Below are 19,777 nucleotides of genomic sequence, written 5' to 3' on the forward strand. Positions count from 1 at the left end.
AACCTGTACTAATTGCCCGTGAGGCTTAACCATACAACACCCAAGGGGTTTTGTGGACTCAAAGAAATACCAAACGCTTGAATGAGTTTGAAGAGACTTTTAAATCAGTTTTCCAGATTATTTTGCCTTCAGTTTTTAAAAAAAGCTGAAAGTAAAAGCAAAATTTGCTTGGCGACCATAGCATTGTGGACCCACCTGATTCCATGCCGAACTCAGAAGTGAAACACAATAGCGCCGATGGTAGTGTGGGGCTTCCCCATGTGAGAGTAGGACATCGCCAGGCTTTAAATATCGTTACCTGTGTATACATGTAACAACATCTACAGTGTACTAATCTGTTGATGACAATTTTTTGGAGGGATGGCTGAGTGGTCGAAAGCACCGGTCTTGAAAACCGGCAACCGTTAATAGCGGTTCTAGGGTTCAAATCCCTATCCCTCCACCACCATTAGAAAGCCCGCTGAGAAATCAGCGGGCTTTTTTCTTATCTGCGATATACATAAATAAAAGGGGAAGGGCACTGACGTGCTCTTCCCTTTTTTGTATTTAAAACAATGACGACTAGTCCGCTAAATATTTCCCTTCTGCAACTTGCCAGAACGCTCGAATTAGAGGGTTATCTAGCTGTGCTCGCTTACAACATACGCCTAACTCAAATAGCTTGATAGGTTCTATCTTTAAGCGGCTAACTTTATCTCTTACTGGACTGTTGTTTATGACCACATCAGGTGCGATGCCAACTCCACATCCTAGTGCCACCATACTTACAATCGCCTCATGGCCAGAAACTTGCGCGTATATGTTGGGTTTTATCTTCATCTTTTTAAACCATGCATTGGCTCGTTCACGCGCTGTTCCTGCTTCTGGGATGATAAAGGGCACTTCATTCCAGTTTGGCTTATCGGATTGCAGTTGTTGGCTAAAGCTACTCACACCAGATGGAATGATGACTGACAGTGGAATATCGCTGATGGTTTCGAATTCTAACCTTGAAGGAAGGATGTCTGGCTTTGCTGAAATCGCGATATCCGCTTCATCGTTTAAGATCTTGTCGATGGATTGAGCTGGATCACCAGTAGAGAGCTTAAATTCAATATACGGATGAATAGCCCTAAATTCGGTTATGAGTTCAGGTAGGTGACTGTAGCTAGCCGTTACTGAACAAAATATACGGATCTCACCTTTAAGTTCTTGCTCTCCGCCCTTCAGGTGAAGGTTATATTGCTGCCACTCTCCCACGATGCTCAATGCTACAGGCAATAGGTGTTTTCCTGCTGGGGTAAGATCAACACTGCGGTTGTCTCTGATTAGCAGTTCTTGTCCTGTTTCCTCTTCAAGCTTTTGTATCTGACGGCTCAGCGCTGAAGGACTGACGTGCATAGCAGCAGCGGTTTTGCTGAAACTCTTGCTGTCGCATAAATGTATAAATAATTGTAGAGATTTTATGTTCATGTTCTGCGATCGTTTCCATGTTGCATTTATTGCAATAACTAATTGTGAATATATCACTTTCAGCAACGGAGTGTCTGTTTTAGTATGAAGTCATTCGATAGAGAGATATCGACCTTACGGACTTATTTTTAAAGGAGTGCCCTAGAATGGCTAACTATTTCAATACATTAAACCTTCGTGAACAACTAGACCAATTAGGTCGTTGCCGCTTTATGGATCGTGAAGAATTCGCGACAGAAGCTGAATACCTTGAAGGTAAGAAAATCGTAATTGTTGGTTGTGGTGCTCAAGGCCTAAACCAAGGTCTAAATATGCGTGATTCTGGTCTAGACGTATCTTACGCTCTACGCCAAGCGGCAATTGATGAAAAGCGTCAATCATTCAAAAATGCTGATGAAAACGGCTTTGTTGTGGGTAGCTACGAAACGCTAATCCCTCAAGCAGACCTAGTAATCAACCTTACTCCTGATAAGCAACACACAAACGTTGTTGAAACAGTAATGCCTCTAATGAAGCAAGGCGCTGCTCTTGGTTACTCTCACGGTTTCAACGTTGTGGAAGAAGGCATGCAATTACGTGCTGACCTTACTGTAGTAATGGTTGCACCTAAGTGTCCAGGCTCTGAAGTTCGCGAAGAGTACAAACGTGGCTTCGGTGTACCAACACTTATCGCTGTTCACCCAGAAAACGACCCTAAAGGCGAAGGTTGGGATATCGCTAAAGCTTGGGCTGCAGGTACTGGTGGCCACCGTGCAGGTTGCCTAGAGTCTTCTTTCGTAGCAGAAGTTAAATCTGACCTGATGGGTGAGCAAACTATCCTTTGTGGCATGCTACAAGCGGGTTCTATCGTATCTTACGAGAAGATGATTGCTGATGGCATCGAACCTGGCTACGCAGGCAAGCTTCTACAATACGGTTGGGAAACGATTACTGAAGCACTTAAGTTTGGTGGCGTAACTCACATGATGGATCGCCTATCTAACCCGGCTAAAGTTAAAGCGTTTGAGCTTTCTGAAGAGCTTAAAGACCTAATGCGTCCGCTTTACAACAAGCACATGGATGACATCATCTCTGGTCACTTCTCTAGCACAATGATGGCTGACTGGGCGAACGATGACGTGAACCTACTAGGCTGGCGTGAAGAGACAGGCGAAACTGCATTCGAAAACTACCCAGCTTCTGACGTAGAAATCTCAGAGCAAGAGTACTTCGACAACGGTATCCTAATGGTTGCTATGGTTCGTGCCGGTGTTGAGCTAGCATTCGAAGCTATGACGGCATCAGGCATCATTGATGAGTCTGCTTACTACGAATCTCTACATGAGCTTCCACTAATCGCAAACACAGTTGCTCGTAAGCGTCTTTACGAAATGAACGTTGTAATCTCAGATACTGCTGAGTACGGTAACTACCTATTCGCTAACGTAGCAACACCGTTACTACGTGAGAAGTTCATGCCTTCAGTAGCAACTGACGTAATCGGCCGCGGTCTAGGTGAAACATCTAACCAAGTTGATAACGCTAAGCTAATTGAAGTAAACGAAGCTATCCGTAACCACCCTGTAGAGTACATTGGTGAAGAGCTACGTAGCTACATGAGCGACATGAAGCGCATCGCTGTAGGCGGTTAATTAGTCGCTTAGATACTGATAAATTTGCAGAAAAAGCGAAGCAGTATCACTAACTCCTTACAGGTTGGAGTTATAAATAAGCAACACAACATCTAATGAAAAGGCTTGGTCGCCGTTGACCAAGCCTTTTTGCTTTTAGTAACAAAGTCTTAAAAATCAATCAAATGAACATTGTTTGATCAGTCTTTGTCGACTTTCAGTTCTTGATTGATCTTCAGAAATACAAAAGGGTTGGTGCTTTCACACCAACCCTTTCAGTTTTCTTGCTTTACGCTTACTTGTCGGCAATCTTTGCTTCTAAGTCCGTTAGCTTTTGTTCCATTTCAGTCAGCTTTTGGCGAGTGCGCAGTAGTACTTGTGTTTGAACATCAAATTCTTCACGGCTTACAACGTCTAGCTTGTTCAGTTGGCCTTGGATAACCTGACGAACTTTTTGATCTACGTCTGAACCAAGCTCTTTTACTGGTTGAGGCATAGAATCGTGGATCTGCTTAGCAATTTGCTCTAGTTTTTTTGGATCAAACATATCAATTAAAACTCCTGAATATTTATCACTATTCTATTTAATCACATCAAAGATGTCGCCTATGGCGTACAAAAAAAGGCCACCGAAGTAGCCTTTTTATTGTTAATACGACAGGGAAATTACTTATTGTTAGCTAATTCTCTGTGCGCCGCTTTTGCTTCATCAACACGGGCCAGCTTCTCGAGATCTTTATCTTCGAGGAAAACTGGAATTGGTTTATGTTTTTCGGCTAAGTAGCTATAAATCACCGGCAGAACAAACAGCGTAAACAGCGTACCAATCGCCAGACCAGCAACGATAACAATACCGATACTAAAGCGCTGAGCTGCACCTGCACCCGTGGCGTACATCAATGGGATCAGGCCTGCAATCATCGCCGCTGTTGTCATTAGGATTGGACGTAGACGTACCCTTGCCGCCTCCATAACCGCCTCTTTGCGTGATAATTTATTATGCAGCTGCTCTTCTTTTGCTACCTCACAGATCAAGATACCGTGCTTGGTAATCAGACCAACCAAGGTAATCAGCCCCACTTGCGAGTAGATGTTCATCGTCGCTGCGCCCCAAGCGAGCGCAATCAATGCACCACATATTGCGAGTGGCACCGACACCATGATAACCAATGGATCTTTTAACGACTCAAATTGAATCGCCAGAACCAAGAAGATGATCGCCAGTGCTAAACCGAACGTCACATACAGTGCGCTGCCTTCTGTTACAAACTGACGCGACTCACCCATGTAGTCATGGTTATAGCCTGCAGGTAATTTGGTTTGGGCAATGTTTTCAAACCAGTTTACCGCATCACCCATCGCCGCGCCCGGCATAGGAACCGCACCGACCGTCGCTGAGTTCAACTGGTTGAAGTGAGGAAGAGAGCGAGGCTCTGCCACCACATCAATTGTTACCAAGCTACCGAGAGGAACAGCATCACCATTGCTGGCTCGAACGTAGTAATGATTCATTGACTCTGGGTTTAAGCGGAACTTACGCTCAACCTGAGGGATCACTTCATAAGAACGACCGTTGAGGTCAATACGGTTAACGTAACCATCCGACATCATGGTGCTTAGGGTGACACCGATATCTTGCATCGTTACCCCATAAGCGCCCGCCATATCTTTATCAATTTGAATCTTCATCGTTGCTGAATCGTAGTTCAAATCAAGGTCAGAGTAGACAAAGAGAGGGCTATCTTTCACATCCGTTAAAATATCGGTTGCGATAGCGAATAAGCTCTCAAAGCTGCTTGGTGTGGTAATCACAAACTGGAGTGGTAGACCAGAACCGGCACCCGGCAACTCTGGCATTTGGAACGCGGTTACTGCCATGCCTGGGATATCTTGTAGCAATCCACTGATACGGTTCGTTACCTCAGATTGGCTAGCCGTGCGCTCACTCCATGGCACCATTGAGGCAATACCAAATGCTTGGTTTGAGTTTGGTACACCAGTGAAGGATTGAGCGTATTGGATTTCAGGCTGGGTCACCAAGATACCGCTCACGTCATCCATCGTGTTACTTAGGTAGTCTAGGTTAGCCGTTGATTGACCAGTACCAATCATCATCACCACCCCTTTATCTTCTGCAGGGGCAAGTTCACTTGGGATGAATTTAAACAGCATCGGCAAGCTTAAAAATACAATGACCGCAAAGCCAATGATAACCGGACGATGATCCATGATCGCATGCAGCATCTTAGAGTAACGGCCTGTCATACGATCAAGTACGCTGTGTACCTTCAGTTCAAACTTACTCGGCTGTGCATTTTCTTTTAGCAGCTTTGAACACATCATTGGAGACAGTGTTAAAGCGATGATTCCAGAAACAAATACCGCGCCAGCGAGGGTTAATGCGAACTCTTTAAACAGCGAGCCTGTGATACCACCCATCATTGCGATAGGGGCATAAACCGCGCCCAATGTCAGTGTCATTGCAATAACCGGTACTGCAATTTCACGGGTACCAATGATGGCAGCCCTGAAAGGAGATTCCCCCAATTTGACGTGTCGATCGACGTTTTCCAGTACTACGATTGCATCATCAACCACTAGACCGATTGCTAATACCATCGCCAGTAGCGTCATTAAGTTCCATGAGAAACCCATGACTTGCATCACCATCGCAACACCAACCAGCGATAAAGGGATGGTTACGATAGGAATGATAACCGCACGCAATGAGCCTAAGAATAGCGTGATAACCACTAATACAATCAGCGCGGCTTCAACAATCGTGTGTATAACCTCTTGAATGGATTCATTAATCGCAATGGTTGAGTCATACATGATATTCATGCTGATATTGCTTGGTAGGTTTCGCTCCAACTCAGGATACAGCTGCATAACATCAGCAGCAATGTTGATCGGGTTAGCACTTGGCGCTGCATTGATGGCGGTTACAACCGTTTGTTTGCCATTAGCACTTGCGCGAACCACATCGTGGCTTTTTTCTAGTGAAACCTTAGCAATATCACCTAAGCGAACAATAGAACCGCCATTTTGACTGGTTTTGACCACCAACCTTTCTAATTCATCGGTATTGGTTACTTGGGTATTGGCACTGCCGTTGTACAGCATAAACTCACCAATTGCTTGGCCAGTTGCTGATTGGTAGTTGTTTGCATTAAGCACCGTCATCACGTCAGTGGCTGTCAGGTTTAATGCTGCCATTTTGGAAGGATCAAGCCATACACGTAATGCGTATTTGATCCCGCCGTACAAGTCGACCTTTGATACGCCATTAACGGTAAACAGTTGTGGGTTAACCACTCGCTCAAGGTAGTCGGTAATTTGGCTTGCAGAGAGTTCATCACTCGTAAAACCAATGTAGAGTACCGCCGTTGTTGAACCGGTAGACATAGTTACGGTTGGATCTTCGGCTTCTTTAGGAAGCTGAGAACGTACCGAGTTAGTCTTGGCCAGTATGTCAGACAGCGCGGCATTCGGGTCGGTATTGAGCTTCATATTGACCGTAATAGTCGAGCTACCGAGTACGGACTGCGACGTCATATAATCAATATTATCGGCTTGAGCGATCGCTTGTTCTAATGGCTGAGTTATAAAGCCTTGGATCAGATCGGCACTGGCACCGTAATAGCTCGTCGTGACCGTCACGATCGTATTTGTCATGTCTGGGTATTCACGAACCTGCATTTTGAAGATTGCTTGGAAGCCAAGCAATGCGATCAAAAAGCTGATTGAAATAGCCAGAACTGGACGTTTAATAAAAACATCAGTAAAGCGCATGATTCCTCCAATTACAGCATTGGTGTTTCAGCTGGCGGCGTCGTTGCATCACTTTCTACAACTCGAACTTTAGCATTGTTACTTAAACGAACTTGACCCGTTGTCACGACAACATCGCCAGGCTCTACGCCTTCCAGTATGTGAGCAATACTTTCTGTACGTTCACCTACTTTCACCACTTGTTGTTTCACACGCTGCACACCATCTTCTTCACGTAAAATATAAACATTGTCACCGTAAAGTGTGAAAGTGATGGCCGTCTGAGGCAGTGTCACTTGGTTTGCTAGTTTAGGTAGAATGATGTTAGCGCGCGCAAACATACCGCTACGTAACTTACCATCGTTGTTTGGGATATCGGCTTGTACTTGGATAAGACCACTTTGGATGCTAACCGCAGGCTCAATGGCACTAATAGAACCTTTAAACGGTTTTTCTGGGTATGCATCAACGAAGATGTCGATCGCCTGACCAACCTCAATACGAGAGATGTCATTTTGAGAAATAGTGAAGCGTAGGCGCATAACACTGGTGTCTTCTAGGCGAACGATGTCAGTGCCAGATTGTAGGTATTGGCCTAGATACACATTACGAATACCGACAGTGCCGTCAAACGGAGCGCGGATCTCGCGACGGGCAATCGATGCTTTAAGGCTTTCAATATCAGCCGCTAACGATAAGAAATTAGCTTCTGCTTCATCGAAGGCTTCCTTAGAGATAGAGCCTTTCTTGAATAGCCCTTGGTAGCGCTTGTATTTAGCTTCAGCAGCCGGTAAGCGTGCCTCAGAGCTTTTTAGATTGGCTTTCTCTACATCAGAATCAAGGCGGATCAGTTGTTGGTCATTTTTAACCTCAGTACCTGATTCGAAAGAAATTTGATCGATAACACCGCTGGTTTCGTTCGCTAGTGTCACACCTTGGTTAGGTTCGATGAAGCCGATAGCTTCAATCACTGGAACCCAGTCGATCGGCTGAACTTCAGTTACCGTTACTGGAAACTCTGGTTCAGGGCGGTTGGCCATATACTCAGCAATTTTTTGTTGTTTGAACATGTTAAACCCAATAACGCTGCCGAAAAGTAGTACAGCGATGAGTAACATGAAGAAAGTCCACTTTTTCATTATGGTCAAAACTCCGATCTAGTGTTTAATTATTGCGTCCCAACTGGCTTCGATTGCAGATTCTAGTTCTGCCTCATCAAGTTGGTAAAATCCTAAAGAATGCTTGCGTGCTAGAGAAACACTAGCCGCCAAGCTCAATCCACCTAATACTTCATTGTTAAGTGGTTTAAACAATCCTTGTTCTTTCCCCTCATTAAATAGCAGCTCAACTTGGGCAAACATTTTACGTTCTAGTTCCCTGAAGTTTAGGCTATTTGTGATGGGTAGAGAGTCATACTGAACCCGATTTTTTATTGCGGCTAAATTCGTTCCTGCTAAGTTCCATATGTTCAACCACATAGTACGGTAGCGTTGTTTAATTGGATCCGAATCATTAACCCCTTGTTGAACAGCATCAGCTACTCTTTGAGTCACGAGCATTCGAACATCTTCTATCAAATGCTCTTTATCATCGAAGTAGCGATAGATAGTGCCTGCAGCCACTCCCGCTTCTTTGGCTAATTTTTGCATTGAAAGGCCTTGGAAACCGACCTCTGCAATTAGCTTTTCAGCTGCAGAAAGTATTTGCTGGCGTTTATCCCGAGGTGCATGAGTTGTCATATTTCAACCACCAATGAATGAACGTTCATTCATTATAGCCTAATAACCACACACATGTGCAACAAAGTTTTACATAATCAGCGTAAAAATCTTGTATAAGAGAACGTAGCATTCGTGCTGTTGCAGCATTATTATAGGCGCGCAATTGAATTCGCCCCTCTAGACCAAACTGAGAATCAAATGAAACTGAACCCAAGACAAGATGAAGCCGTGAAATATGTTTCGGGCCCCTGCTTAGTATTAGCGGGCGCTGGATCCGGTAAAACACGTGTTATCACCAATAAAATTGCTTATCTGGTTCAGGAATGTGGCTATAAGGCGCGTAATATTGCGGCGGTGACCTTTACTAATAAAGCGGCACGCGAGATGAAAGAGCGTGTTGGGCAAACTCTAGGTAAGGGCGAATCGAAAGGGCTGATTGTTTCGACTTTTCATACCATGGGCTTAACCATCATTCGCCGTGAATACAAAGCGCTGGGTTTGAAAGCGGGTTTCTCTCTGTTTGATGACCAAGACCAGTTAGCTTTGTTAAAAGAGTTAACAGAGAGACAGATCGATGGTGATAAGGATTTGCTACGCGCTTTAATGAGCACCATTTCGAATTGGAAAAATGACATGCTGACGCCAGATCAGGCGAAAGCACGTGCTCAAGGCGAACAAGAGCAGTTGTTTGCATTCTGTTTTGAGATGTACCAGAAACAGATGAAGGCATACAACGCACTCGATTTTGATGATCTGATCGCGATGCCTGTATTACTACTGAAAACCAATCAAGAGGTGCGTGAGCGCTGGCAGTCGCGTATCCGCTATTTACTGGTCGATGAATACCAAGATACCAACACCAGCCAATATGAGTTGGTTCGTTTACTGGTGGGAGAGCGTGGTCGCTTGACAGTAGTAGGTGACGATGACCAATCTATCTATTCATGGCGTGGTGCAAAACCGCAAAACTTGGTGTTGCTGGGTGAGGACTATCCGAATCTTCGTTTGATCAAACTCGAGCAAAACTATCGTTCAACCAGTCGAATCTTACGTGCGGCGAACATCTTGATCGCCAACAACCCACACGTTTATGAAAAGTCACTGTTCTCAGAGATCCCAGACGGTGAAAAGCTCAAGGTACTGAATGCTAAGAATGAAGAGCATGAAGCAGAGCGTATTACCGGCGAGATCATCGCCCACAAGTTTTTGAACCGTACTGAATACAAAGATTACGCAGTGCTTTACCGTGGTAACCATCAATCACGCTTGATTGAAAAAGCGCTGATGCAGAACCGTGTGCCTTACAAGATCTCTGGCGGTACCTCTTTCTTCGCGAGAGCCGAGATTAAAGACATCATGGCTTACCTGCGTGTGTTGGTGAACCCTGATGATGACAACGCCTTCCTACGTATTGTAAACACACCGCGCCGAGAGATTGGTCCGGTGACGCTTGAGAAGTTAGGCAGCTACGCCAATATGCGTGGCAAGAGCTTGTTTGAAGCCAGCTTTGAGATGGGCTTAGAGCAGACACTGACGGGGCGTGGTTTAGAAAATTTGCGCCGCTTCGGTGACTGGATTGTTCGTATCTCAGACAATGCCGAGCGTGGTAATACGGTTGAAGCCGTTCGTTCTTTGGTTCGTGACATCAACTACGAAGATTGGTTGTACGAAACCTCAGCGAGCCCGAAAGCCGCTGAAATGCGAATGAAGAACGTCTCTGATCTGTATAGCTGGATTGTGGCCGATCTTGAGGGTGACAACTACGATAAAGAAGAGAAAACCCTGCGCGAGGTGGTTCAACGTTTAACGCTGCGCGATATGATGGAGCGTGGTGAGGATGATGACGATGCAGATCAAGTCCAATTAATGACATTGCATGCATCGAAAGGTCTAGAGTTCCCATATGTATTCCTGATGGGTGCAGAAGAGGGCATCTTGCCGCACCAAACCAGTGTCGATGAAGGCAACGTAGAAGAAGAACGTCGTCTTATGTATGTGGGGATTACTCGAGCGCAGAAAGAGCTGACTTTTACTAAGTGTCGTGAACGTCGTCAATATGGTGAATTAATAAAGCCAACACAAAGCCGCTTCCTCGATGAGCTGCCGCACGATGATGTGGAGTGGGAAAGCGTTAAGAAGCCTCAATCCGCTGAAGAAAGAATGGAAAAAGGGCAGGCGCACATTGCGAATATTCGAGCGATGTTCAACAAGAAGTAATGCCCTACTTTAATCGCACTATATAGAAGCCAATAAAAAAGGTGACCATGAGGTCACCTTTTCTGAATCTGGCATTTTTAATTACAGACCGGCAATCATGTGCTCGATAGCATCTTTGATTTCGTCGTCTGAACAATCCATACATGAACCTTTCGCTGGCATCGCATTGAAGCCGTTGATTGCGTGGTCAGCTAGAATGTCGCGACCTTGAGCAATGCGAGGACCCCAGTCACCAGCATCACCTGTTTTAGGTGCGCCACTTACGCCAGATGCGTGACAAGCGATACAAAAGGTACCGTAAACTGCTGCGCCATCACGAGGGCCTGTTGGTTCTGCGGCTACTGGCTCGCTGCCGACTAGGTAAACTTGGCCAACTGGTTTGATGCGTTCAGCAATTGCATCGTGCTCCGCTTCGCTTAGGCCTGCAGCCATTGCGCCAGTTGAAAAGGTTAAAACTGCGATGACAACGCTTAAAATTCGACGAGACATATCCATTAAACTCACTTTACATTCCCAAGGTAAGTACATGCTTACCAATTTATAGTGTTGGAAGGGTGTTTTGGCTTTAACCAGCAAAGAGCAACTGTTAAACCAATGTAAATAATGGGTGATTATATCCCGATAAGTTGTTGCAATAAACAACAACTTATAAGCTGTGGCGGGTTGTAGTACTCAAATAAGGGGTTTATCACATATTAACTGTCGAAAAAGAGACCAAATAGAAAAAAAAGTTAAAAAAGTACTAGACGGCATTGGGTGATATACGTATTATTCCACTCCGCCGACAGGGCATGCGCCTGTAGCTCAGCTGGATAGAGCGTTGGCCTCCGGAGCCAAAGGCCGAAGGTTCGAATCCTTTCAGGCGCGCCATCCGGTCTCTTACTTCGGTAAGTGAGAAATTGGCAAAAAGAAATAATGGTGGCTATAGCTCAGTTGGTAGAGCCCTGGATTGTGATTCCGGTGGTCGCGAGTTCGAATCTCGTTAGCCACCCCATTCTTTCTTTACAAAATATCGGTAGCTTCGGCTTCCAGTGTTGATTCATTATTCCCAAGAGTCGATACAAAACTAGTCGGTGAATAGCGCAGCTTGGTAGCGCATCTGGTTTGGGACCAGAGGGTCGGGGGTTCGAATCCCTCTTCACCGACCACTATTTCAATAATCGCTTTTAAGCGGTTATATAAAAAATTAGTGGTGGCTATAGCTCAGTTGGTAGAGCCCTGGATTGTGATTCCGGTGGTCGCGAGTTCGAATCTCGTTAGCCACCCCATTAATTTTGGTAGCTTCTTTGAAGTTCCCAGTTTGAGAAATCAAACGAAACGTCTCGGTGAATAGCGCAGCTTGGTAGCGCATCTGGTTTGGGACCAGAGGGTCGGGGGTTCGAATCCCTCTTCACCGACCACCTTAAGAAGCCCTAGTCAAAAGACTAGGGCTTTTTTACATCTGAAACTTAGATAACTTGAACAGAGTGGGGTTCGCCTGATGTTCAAAGAATGTCTCTTCACTGATCACTTAAGAAGCCTCAACTAGCCGTCCGCGTCAGAAATGACGGGGCTTCTTACATCTATCTCCCCTTCTTATATAAGACAGATTCCTAACGATCTGCTTGATAATGGTGCTGCTACAGAGTTGCTTTCTTTATCAAATGTACAGTTCGATATCTAATTTTATATAAATGGAGTGCTCAATAATTCGACATATTAATGGGTTTGGTCTAAAGACTTTTATGAAAAGTGAAACCTGACCCTAAATTTGCTCACTAAGGCCTGAATTTGACAGCTTTGTACGCATTTGGTCGTTCAAAAACTCCTCTGATTTATTAGGCCTTTCGTTTGTCTGTTTTGTATTTACCAAAATAATACAGATGGTTAAATGTATGGCTAATTAACGTTTATCTGGTTGTTTTATTTGTTCAAATTAACAAAATTAGCGTTTGTTTCTATAGTGTTAATTGTTTTTTGGAATAATTATTTGTTTTTAGTGACTGGTAGTGAGATCTGCTTTGAAGCACGGCTTTAACTCTACAAGTAAGTAGTGGTAAGGAGTTTGTGAGTATTTCTTGCCGATAATATAATGTTGATTTTTCTTACTATATGCTCTTTTGGTGAATAGTTATGTGGCACTTTTGCTTGCTAAGCGTTTAATGTCGACTTTTTATCCTATTTTTGTTGCTTTTCTGTGAATTATTTGCCAAATTGTCAACCGTATAAAATATCAGAACAATATTCTGGTAAGAATGGATTCAATTTTGCAGACAGGGCAGAAAGCTGCCAAAGCAGTAGAGGTCTGGTAATGTCACTTTTAGAAGTAAAAAATCTTCGTATCGAATACCCATCTCGTCATGGAGTTCACGCCGCAGTTAAATCACTTTCGTTCAACATTGAACGTGGTGAGATTGTTGGTGTTGTAGGCGAGTCTGGTGCAGGTAAATCAACAGTAGGTAATGCTGTGATCGATTTGCTGAGCCCTCCTGGCCGCATTGCTAGCGGCGAGGTATTTCTGGATGGCGAAAAAGTCTCTGGTTTATCTCCTGAACAGATGCGTTCTGTTCGCGGCTCAAAGATTGGTTTTATCTTCCAAGACCCAATGACTTCTCTTAACCCTCTATTCACAGTAGAACAGCAGTTAAAAGAGACGATTCATGCCAACATGAAGGTTTCGGATCAAGAAGCCTACCAGCGCTCATTAGACTTGATGAACCAAGTGGGTATCCCACAACCAGAAAACCGTTTAAAGCAGTACCCTCACCAATTCTCTGGCGGTATGCGTCAGCGTGTGGTTATCGCGATCGCATTGGCAGGTGAACCTGACCTAATCATCGCAGATGAACCAACAACAGCACTGGATGTTTCTATCCAAGACCAGATCTTGGGTTTGATTCGCGACCTATGTATTAAGAAGAACGTAGGTTGCATGTTGGTCACGCACGACATGGGCGTGGTATCTAACGTTACCGACCGCGTAGCCGTTATGTATCGTGGTGACTTAGTTGAGTTTGGCCCAACAGCGAAAGTTCTGGGTACTCCTGAGCACCCATATACACACAGTCTTATCTCTGCGGTTCCTCGTTCGGATCGCAAACTCGATCGTTTCCCTCTTGTGAGCTACATCGAAGAAGCACAAGAGATGGAACCATTGGATGTGAAGAACCACTGGTTAGGTCAAAGCCAAGATCACCGTGATTACACTGGCCCTCTGTTGAACGTTGAGAACGTAAACTTACGCTTTACTACCAAAGATTCTTTCTTTGAGAGCCGTCGTGAGTACGTTCAAGCATCAAACAACGTGAGCTTTGAAGTGCATGAAGGTGAGACGTTTGGTTTAGTAGGTGAATCAGGTTCAGGTAAATCAACGATTGCTCGTGTGATTGCTGGCTTGTACGCACCAAACTCAGGCAAGGTAACGTTTGAAGGCGTTGATCTTACTGGTCTGAAATCTGAAAAAGAACGTCGCCCTATGCGTCGTCAAATGCAGATGGTTTTCCAAAACCCTTACACATCAATGAACCCTCGAATGAAGATATTCGACATCATTGCTGAACCTATCCGATTCCATAAGCTTACTCGCAACGAAAATGAAACTCGTCAGATCGTGAACGACCTGCTAGAGCACGTGGGTTTAGGCAAAATGGCTGGGGTGAAGTACCCACACGAATTCTCAGGTGGTCAACGTCAGCGTATTTCTATCGCTCGCGCTTTGGCGACTCGCCCACGTCTTTTGATTTGTGATGAACCAACATCGGCACTGGACGTGTCGGTACAGGCTCAGATTCTTAACCTACTAAAAGACTTACAAGACGAGCTAAACCTAACCATGCTGTTCATCAGTCACGATCTACCGGTTATTCGCCAAATGTGTGACCGTGTTGGTGTGATGCAGATGGGGACATTATTGGAGGTTGCGCCAACGGAGCAGCTGTTCCAATCACCTCAGCATGAATACAGCAAACAACTGATTTCTTTAATGCCTGAATTTACAGGCTTAAGAGAAGAAAAAGCAGTGGCACAAGCCGCGGTATAAAAATCAGCAGGCTGGAGTTTAGCTTGCTAACAACAATAAACAGACGCAAATACAACAACTAGGGATCTGGATTCCCGCATGAAGGAGTTATGCAATGAAAACCATGAAAAGCAAATTAGCAGTAGCTTTAATGGCAGCTGGCCTAAGCTTTAGTGCAGCAGCAGCAGATATTACCGTTGGCTACGCAGCTGACCCAGTATCACTTGACCCGCACGAGCAGCTGTCTGGTGGCACACTGCAAATGTCTCACATGGTGTTTGACCCTCTAGTACGTTTCACTCAAGAGATGGATTTTGAAGGCCGCCTAGCATCTAGCTGGGAGCGTGTTGATGAAACGACTTTCCGCTTCAACCTACGTAAAGGTGTGAAATTCCACTCTGGTAACGAACTGACTGCTGATGATGTTGTGTGGACTTTTGAACGTCTACAAGCTTCTCCAGACTTTAAGTCTATCTTCACGCCATACGAAAAAATGGTAAAAGTGGATGACTACACAGTTGAGCTAGTATCAAAAGCGGCTTACCCACTAGTACTACAAACAGCAACTTACATCTTCCCAATGGACAGCAAGTTCTACTCTGGCCAAACAGCGGAAGGTAAAGACAAGTCTGAGCTAGTTAAGCACGGTAACTCGTTTGCTTCGACTAACGTTTCAGGTACTGGTCCATTTATCGTAACGCAGCGTGAGCAAGGCGTTAAAGTAACGTTCGAGCGTTTCAACGATTACTGGGACACAGAAACTGAAGGCAACGTAGACAAGCTAACACTTGTGCCAATCAAAGAAGACGCGACACGTGTTGCAGCACTTCTTTCTGGCGACGTTGATATGATTCACCCAGTAGCACCAAACGATCACAAGCGTGTTAAAAACGCTAAGAACATCGATCTAGTGACGCTACCTGGTACTCGTATCATCACGTTCCAAATGAACCAAAACAGCAACGAAGCACTTAAAGATGTTCGCGTTCGTCAGGCGATTGTTCACGCAATCAACAACGAAGGTATCGTTAAGAAGATCATGAAAGGCTTCGCAACAGCAGCTGGTCAGCAAAGCCCAACAGGCTACGCGGGTCACAACGAAGACCTAGTTCCTCGTTACGATCTGAAAAAAGCGAAAGAGCTGATGAAAGAAGCGGGCTACGAAGATGGCTTTACGCTAACTATGATGGCTCCAAACAACCGTTACGTGAACGATGCGAAAGTAGCGCAAGCGTCTGCGGCAATGCTGTCTAAGATTGGTATCAAAGTTGATCTTAAAACTATGCCTAAAGCACAGTACTGGCCTGAGTTTGACCTATGTTCAGCAGACATGATGATGATCGGCTGGCACTCAGATACAGAAGATTCAGCTAACTTCAACGAGTTCCTAACTATGACTCGTAACGAAGAGACTGGCCGTGGTCAATACAACTGTTCTGGCTACTCAAACCCAGAAATGGATGCGATCGTAGAAGCTTCTAACACTGAAACTGACCCAGTTAAGCGTGCTGAAATGCTGAAAGGCGTTGAAGCAACACTTTACAACGACGCAGCATTCGTACCGCTACACTGGCAAAGTGAAGCGTGGGGCGCGAAGTCTAACGTAGGTGCAGCAGACGTAGTAAACCCAATGGTTATGCCTTACTTCGGCGACCTAGTTGTAAAATAATCTAGCTTGCTAGAATCGAGAGCCTGAAGCTTTTCAGGCTCTCAAATTATTAAGATATAGATTTAAGTTTCGGTATTTGGTCTTCCTTCAGTCTGGCTAAATACCTTTTTTAAGACTGAATTTTGTTATCTAGTCGCGGATTTCGACTAGATAGTCATGGATAGATAAGGGGCAAGGAATGGTTACGTTTCTGGTCAAGCGCCTGTTTCAGGCACTGATAGTGATGTTTGTGATCAGTTTGGTGGCGTTTGCCATTCAGGATAACCTGGGCGACCCGTTGCGTGAGTTAGTCGGTCAATCTGTTTCAGAATCGGAGCGTCAAGCGCTGCGTGATGAACTCGGCTTAAATGATCCCTTCATTACAAAATACACTCGCTTTGTGGGCGCAGCTCTACAAGGTGATCTTGGTACTTCATATTTCTTTAAACGCCCAGCTGTGGACGTAATCTTAGATAAACTAGTCGCAACGCTTGAGCTTGTGTTCGGCGCTTCTCTGATCATTGTTTGTCTGTCGATTCCACTTGGCGTTTATTCTGCAATACACCCAAAAAGCTTCTTCACTAAACTGGTGATGGCGGGCAGTAGTATCGGCATTTCTGTGCCTGTTTTCTTAACCGCAATCATGTTGATGTATGTATTCTCTATTGAGTTAGGTTGGCTGCCGTCGTTTGGACGTGGTGAGACCGCAAACTGGTTTGGCTGGGAGTCTGGTTTCTTAACGATAGATGGCCTTGCACACTTAGTGCTGCCGAGTATTGCTCTAGCATCTATCATGCTGCCTCTGTTCATTCGTCTAGTACGCTCTGAAATGCTAGAGGTTCTTAGCTCTGAATATATCAAGTTTGGTAAAGCAAAAGGCCTAGCGCTGAACAAGATTTACTACCAACACGCTTTGAAAAACACAATGCTGCCAGTACTAACGGTAGGCGGTGTTCAAATCGGTACTATGGTGGCTTACACCATTCTTACTGAAACTGTATTCCAGTGGCCGGGTACCGGCTTCCTATTCCTTGAAGCGATTAACCGAGTGGATACACCACTGATTACCGCATACGTTATCTTCGTTGGCCTGATCTTCGTAGTAACTAACACCATTGTTGACCTGCTATACGGCATCATTAACCCAACAGTGAACATCACAGGGAAAGGAGCATAATCATGGAACAAACAACAACAGCTCCATCTCGTTGGGAGCGATTCAAGCAGTCAGACATTCTGTACTACTTCTTACGTGACAAAGTGGCAATGGTGAGCTTCGCTATCTTTGCAGCTTTCCTTGTTATGGCATTAGCGGCACCTATTCTAGCGCCAACAGACCCGTATGACGTGACGTCTATCGACATCATGGATTCTGAGTTGCCACCATCTTGGATGGAAGACGGCGAAGAACGCTTCCTACTGGGTACTGATGAGCAGGGTCGTGACATCTTATCTACGATGCTTTACGGCTCGCGTCTGTCATTGACGATCGGTTTCCTAGCGGTAGGTCTTCAGCTGACTCTCGGTATCATCATTGGCTTGTCTGCAGGTTACTTCGGTGGTCGTATTGATAGCTTCCTGATGCGTTTTGCCGATGTTCAGCTTTCGTTCTCAACCATGATGGTTGCGATCATTGTCTCGGCCATCTTTAAGGCGAGTTTCGGTAGTGACTTCTACGCGCAATATGCGGTTGTTATGCTGGTGGTGATCATCGGTATTGCTGAATGGCCGCAGTATGCTCGTACGATTCGTGCATCGGTATTGGCAGAGAAGAAGAAAGAGTACGTAGAAGCGGCACGTGTGATGGGCTTTAGAGCGCCTCGCATCATGTTCCGCCATATTCTGCCTAACTGTTTATCACCGATTTTGGTTATCTCTACGGTACAGGTGGCAAATGCCATCATGTCAGAAGCGGCACTTTCTTTCCTAGGTTTAGGTCTTCCGGTAGACCAACCATCACTCGGTGCCCTGATCAGTACTGGTTTTAACTACATTTTCTCAGGAGCATGGTGGATCACAGCATTCCCAGGTGTGCTTTTGGTAACATTGGTTCTCGTTATTAACCTATTAGGCGACTGGTTACGTGACGTGTTTAACCCGAAAATTTATAAAGGGTGATAGCCCGGTTTGATTTTTAGTAAAAAAAGTCACTAAATTAAGAGCCGTAAGCAATTACGGCTCTTTTTTTGCTTAATGGATCTGGAACTTAGTATTATTGACAGTGTCAATAATAGTTAAAATGGAATTCATGTTTTATCGACATAGATTCGGTAATAATTAGCCCGCAAGGGTTTAAGTGGTGGTTATGAAATTGACAATGAATGCTGTATGTCGTGCTGTGACGAGAAATTATCGTATGGGACTTATCGCTGCATCTCTTTTGGTATCGAGCCAAGTGAATGCAGAGTCGGTTCTATGTGATGCAACTCAGGCAAGCACCAACCAATTACCACAGCTAGAGCAATCATGTCCGATCGGTAAGGGCGTGTGGGGCAGTAAAGCACCAAAACGTCATTCAGATAACGAACTGTTTTGGGTTCAATGTGGCCTGCTGAACAAGCCTTTGTCACTGAGCCGAGCAAAGCCTCTGTATGAGAAGATCTCGACCAACGTTTGGATGAAGCCGGAAGGCGGAGACTACCGTTGCTTAATCGGACCTTATTCTACCTTCTCTGATGCGAGAAAAGACCTAGCTCAGGTGCGTAAGGTTTCTGGTTACGGTGAAGCCTTTATTCGTATGGTCGATAAGTCGAAAACCTCATCACAGCCTATTGTGGCAAAACCAGCAGAGCCAAAAATGGTTAAGCCTAAGGATCCTGCAAAAGTAGAAGCTAAGCCTGCCCCGAAACCTGTGGCTGCTAAGCAAGCGGCGGCGGTAACGAGCGCTGCAGCTATTCAGACGCTGCCAAGCGGTAACGCGAGCTCAGACAATGATCTAGAGATCGAGATTCGCGTGAAAGCAGACGTTGCGGGGAGCCAATATGCGATTCCTTACCTTCTAGATCATCAACAACAGTTCTACATGGAGCAAGGTAAGCCTTGGAGCCGCTTAGATTACGATAGCGCTGAATTAGTGTGTAATCAGGTCAACATGAAGCTGATGAGTGAAAAGCAATGGCAGAGCATCTTGAATTCAAAGGTTATGGAAAAACAGAACTGGCCAATGCATCTCCCTTATTGGGGCGCAGATAAGAAAGGTCTGTTTACCAACGGTAACGTCAACCAATTGAAAGGTTCTTCATTGCTTAACGTGATGTGCGTTAAGTAGCGTCAAGAGTATCGGAGTTACCGTAGGCTAAAATGCACCGATAAAAGAAACCCCAGCGATATGCTGGGGTTTTTTAATGGTGCGCCGAGC

Annotated in this window: 13 protein-coding genes, 6 tRNA genes and 1 rRNA gene; 14 read left to right on the forward strand and 6 right to left on the reverse strand. The window is 45.0% G+C overall.

The genetic code is table 11. The features are described 5' to 3' along the window. Positions 1–167 precede the first annotated feature (167 nt). Positions 168–283 (forward strand): 5S ribosomal RNA (gene rrf, locus AB4209_RS20970). Between the two features lie 71 nt (positions 284–354). Then, positions 355–445: transfer RNA gene (locus AB4209_RS20975), tRNA-Ser, on the forward strand. 116 nt (positions 446–561) lie between these two features. Here AB4209_RS20975 and ilvY read toward each other — a convergent pair. Beyond that, a complete protein-coding gene (ilvY, locus tag AB4209_RS20980; protein WP_017071469.1) occupies positions 562–1,452 on the reverse strand; it encodes an HTH-type transcriptional activator IlvY in 891 nt (296 codons plus the stop codon). 146 nt (positions 1,453–1,598) lie between these two features. Here ilvY and ilvC point away from each other — a divergent pair, with 146 nt between their 5' ends. After that, positions 1,599–3,083, forward strand: a complete 1,485-nt coding sequence (gene ilvC, locus AB4209_RS20985) for a ketol-acid reductoisomerase (protein WP_017061965.1) — start codon at positions 1,599–1,601, stop codon at positions 3,081–3,083. Between the two features lie 274 nt (positions 3,084–3,357). Here ilvC and ubiK read toward each other — a convergent pair whose 3' ends face one another. The 4 genes from ubiK to AB4209_RS21005 form a co-directional block, all read right to left on the reverse strand. Further along, positions 3,358–3,609 carry a ubiquinone biosynthesis accessory factor UbiK gene (ubiK, locus tag AB4209_RS20990; protein ID WP_004735787.1) on the reverse strand — a complete coding sequence of 84 codons (252 nt, stop codon included), beginning with the start codon at positions 3,607–3,609 and terminating at the stop codon, positions 3,358–3,360. Positions 3,610–3,728: 119 nt separating this feature from the next. After that, positions 3,729–6,857, reverse strand: a complete 3,129-nt coding sequence (locus AB4209_RS20995; protein WP_017061963.1) for a multidrug efflux RND transporter permease subunit — start codon at positions 6,855–6,857, stop codon at positions 3,729–3,731. 11 nt (positions 6,858–6,868) lie between these two features. Continuing rightward, positions 6,869–7,975 carry an efflux RND transporter periplasmic adaptor subunit gene (locus tag AB4209_RS21000; protein ID WP_017069625.1) on the reverse strand — a complete coding sequence of 369 codons (1,107 nt, stop codon included), beginning with the start codon at positions 7,973–7,975 and terminating at the stop codon, positions 6,869–6,871. 18 nt (positions 7,976–7,993) lie between these two features. Then, a complete protein-coding gene (locus tag AB4209_RS21005) occupies positions 7,994–8,575 on the reverse strand; it encodes a TetR/AcrR family transcriptional regulator (protein WP_017061961.1) in 582 nt (193 codons plus the stop codon). Between the two features lie 180 nt (positions 8,576–8,755). On the opposite strand from AB4209_RS21005, the gene rep reads away from it, so the two are divergent. Then, on the forward strand, positions 8,756–10,774 hold the full coding sequence (gene rep / locus AB4209_RS21010) for a DNA helicase Rep (protein ID WP_017061960.1): 2,019 nt from the start codon (positions 8,756–8,758) through the stop codon (positions 10,772–10,774). A gap of 81 nt (positions 10,775–10,855) precedes the next feature. Here rep and AB4209_RS21015 read toward each other — a convergent pair whose 3' ends face one another. Beyond that, positions 10,856–11,269 (reverse strand): cytochrome c5 family protein, encoded by a 414-nt coding sequence (locus tag AB4209_RS21015; protein ID WP_017063036.1) that lies wholly within the window; start codon positions 11,267–11,269, stop codon positions 10,856–10,858. 298 nt (positions 11,270–11,567) lie between these two features. On the opposite strand from AB4209_RS21015, the gene AB4209_RS21020 reads away from it, so the two are divergent. The 10 genes from AB4209_RS21020 to AB4209_RS21065 all read left to right on the forward strand — a co-directional run bounded on the left by AB4209_RS21020 (position 11,568) and on the right by AB4209_RS21065 (position 19,687). Continuing rightward, positions 11,568–11,644: transfer RNA gene (locus AB4209_RS21020), tRNA-Arg, on the forward strand. Positions 11,645–11,692: 48 nt separating this feature from the next. After that, positions 11,693–11,768 (forward strand) — tRNA-His (locus AB4209_RS21025). 77 nt (positions 11,769–11,845) lie between these two features. Continuing rightward, positions 11,846–11,922, forward strand: a tRNA-Pro gene (locus tag AB4209_RS21030). Positions 11,923–11,966: 44 nt separating this feature from the next. Then, a tRNA-His gene (locus tag AB4209_RS21035) sits at positions 11,967–12,042 on the forward strand. A 55-nt stretch (positions 12,043–12,097) separates the two neighbouring features. Beyond that, a tRNA-Pro gene (locus AB4209_RS21040) sits at positions 12,098–12,174 on the forward strand. A gap of 890 nt (positions 12,175–13,064) precedes the next feature. Next, complete coding sequence (locus AB4209_RS21045; protein ID WP_017060132.1) at positions 13,065–14,792, forward strand: ABC transporter ATP-binding protein; 1,728 nt, start codon at positions 13,065–13,067, stop codon at positions 14,790–14,792. Positions 14,793–14,886: 94 nt separating this feature from the next. Further along, a complete protein-coding gene (locus tag AB4209_RS21050) occupies positions 14,887–16,440 on the forward strand; it encodes an ABC transporter substrate-binding protein (protein WP_017060133.1) in 1,554 nt (517 codons plus the stop codon). 178 nt (positions 16,441–16,618) lie between these two features. Continuing rightward, positions 16,619–17,596, forward strand: a complete 978-nt coding sequence (locus tag AB4209_RS21055) for an ABC transporter permease (RefSeq protein ID WP_008218600.1) — start codon at positions 16,619–16,621, stop codon at positions 17,594–17,596. A gap of 2 nt (positions 17,597–17,598) precedes the next feature. Next, positions 17,599–18,537: an ABC transporter permease gene (locus AB4209_RS21060; protein ID WP_017060135.1), complete on the forward strand. Its 939-nt coding sequence runs from the start codon at positions 17,599–17,601 to the stop codon at positions 18,535–18,537. Between the two features lie 187 nt (positions 18,538–18,724). Continuing rightward, positions 18,725–19,687, forward strand: coding sequence for an SPOR domain-containing protein (locus AB4209_RS21065; RefSeq protein WP_372057229.1), 963 nt, complete (start codon positions 18,725–18,727; stop codon positions 19,685–19,687). Positions 19,688–19,777 lie beyond the last annotated feature (90 nt).

The sequence above is a fragment of the Vibrio sp. 10N.286.48.C11 genome (assembly GCF_041469805.1).
In the GTDB taxonomy this organism is placed as follows: Bacteria; Pseudomonadota; Gammaproteobacteria; order Enterobacterales; family Vibrionaceae; genus Vibrio; species Vibrio crassostreae_C.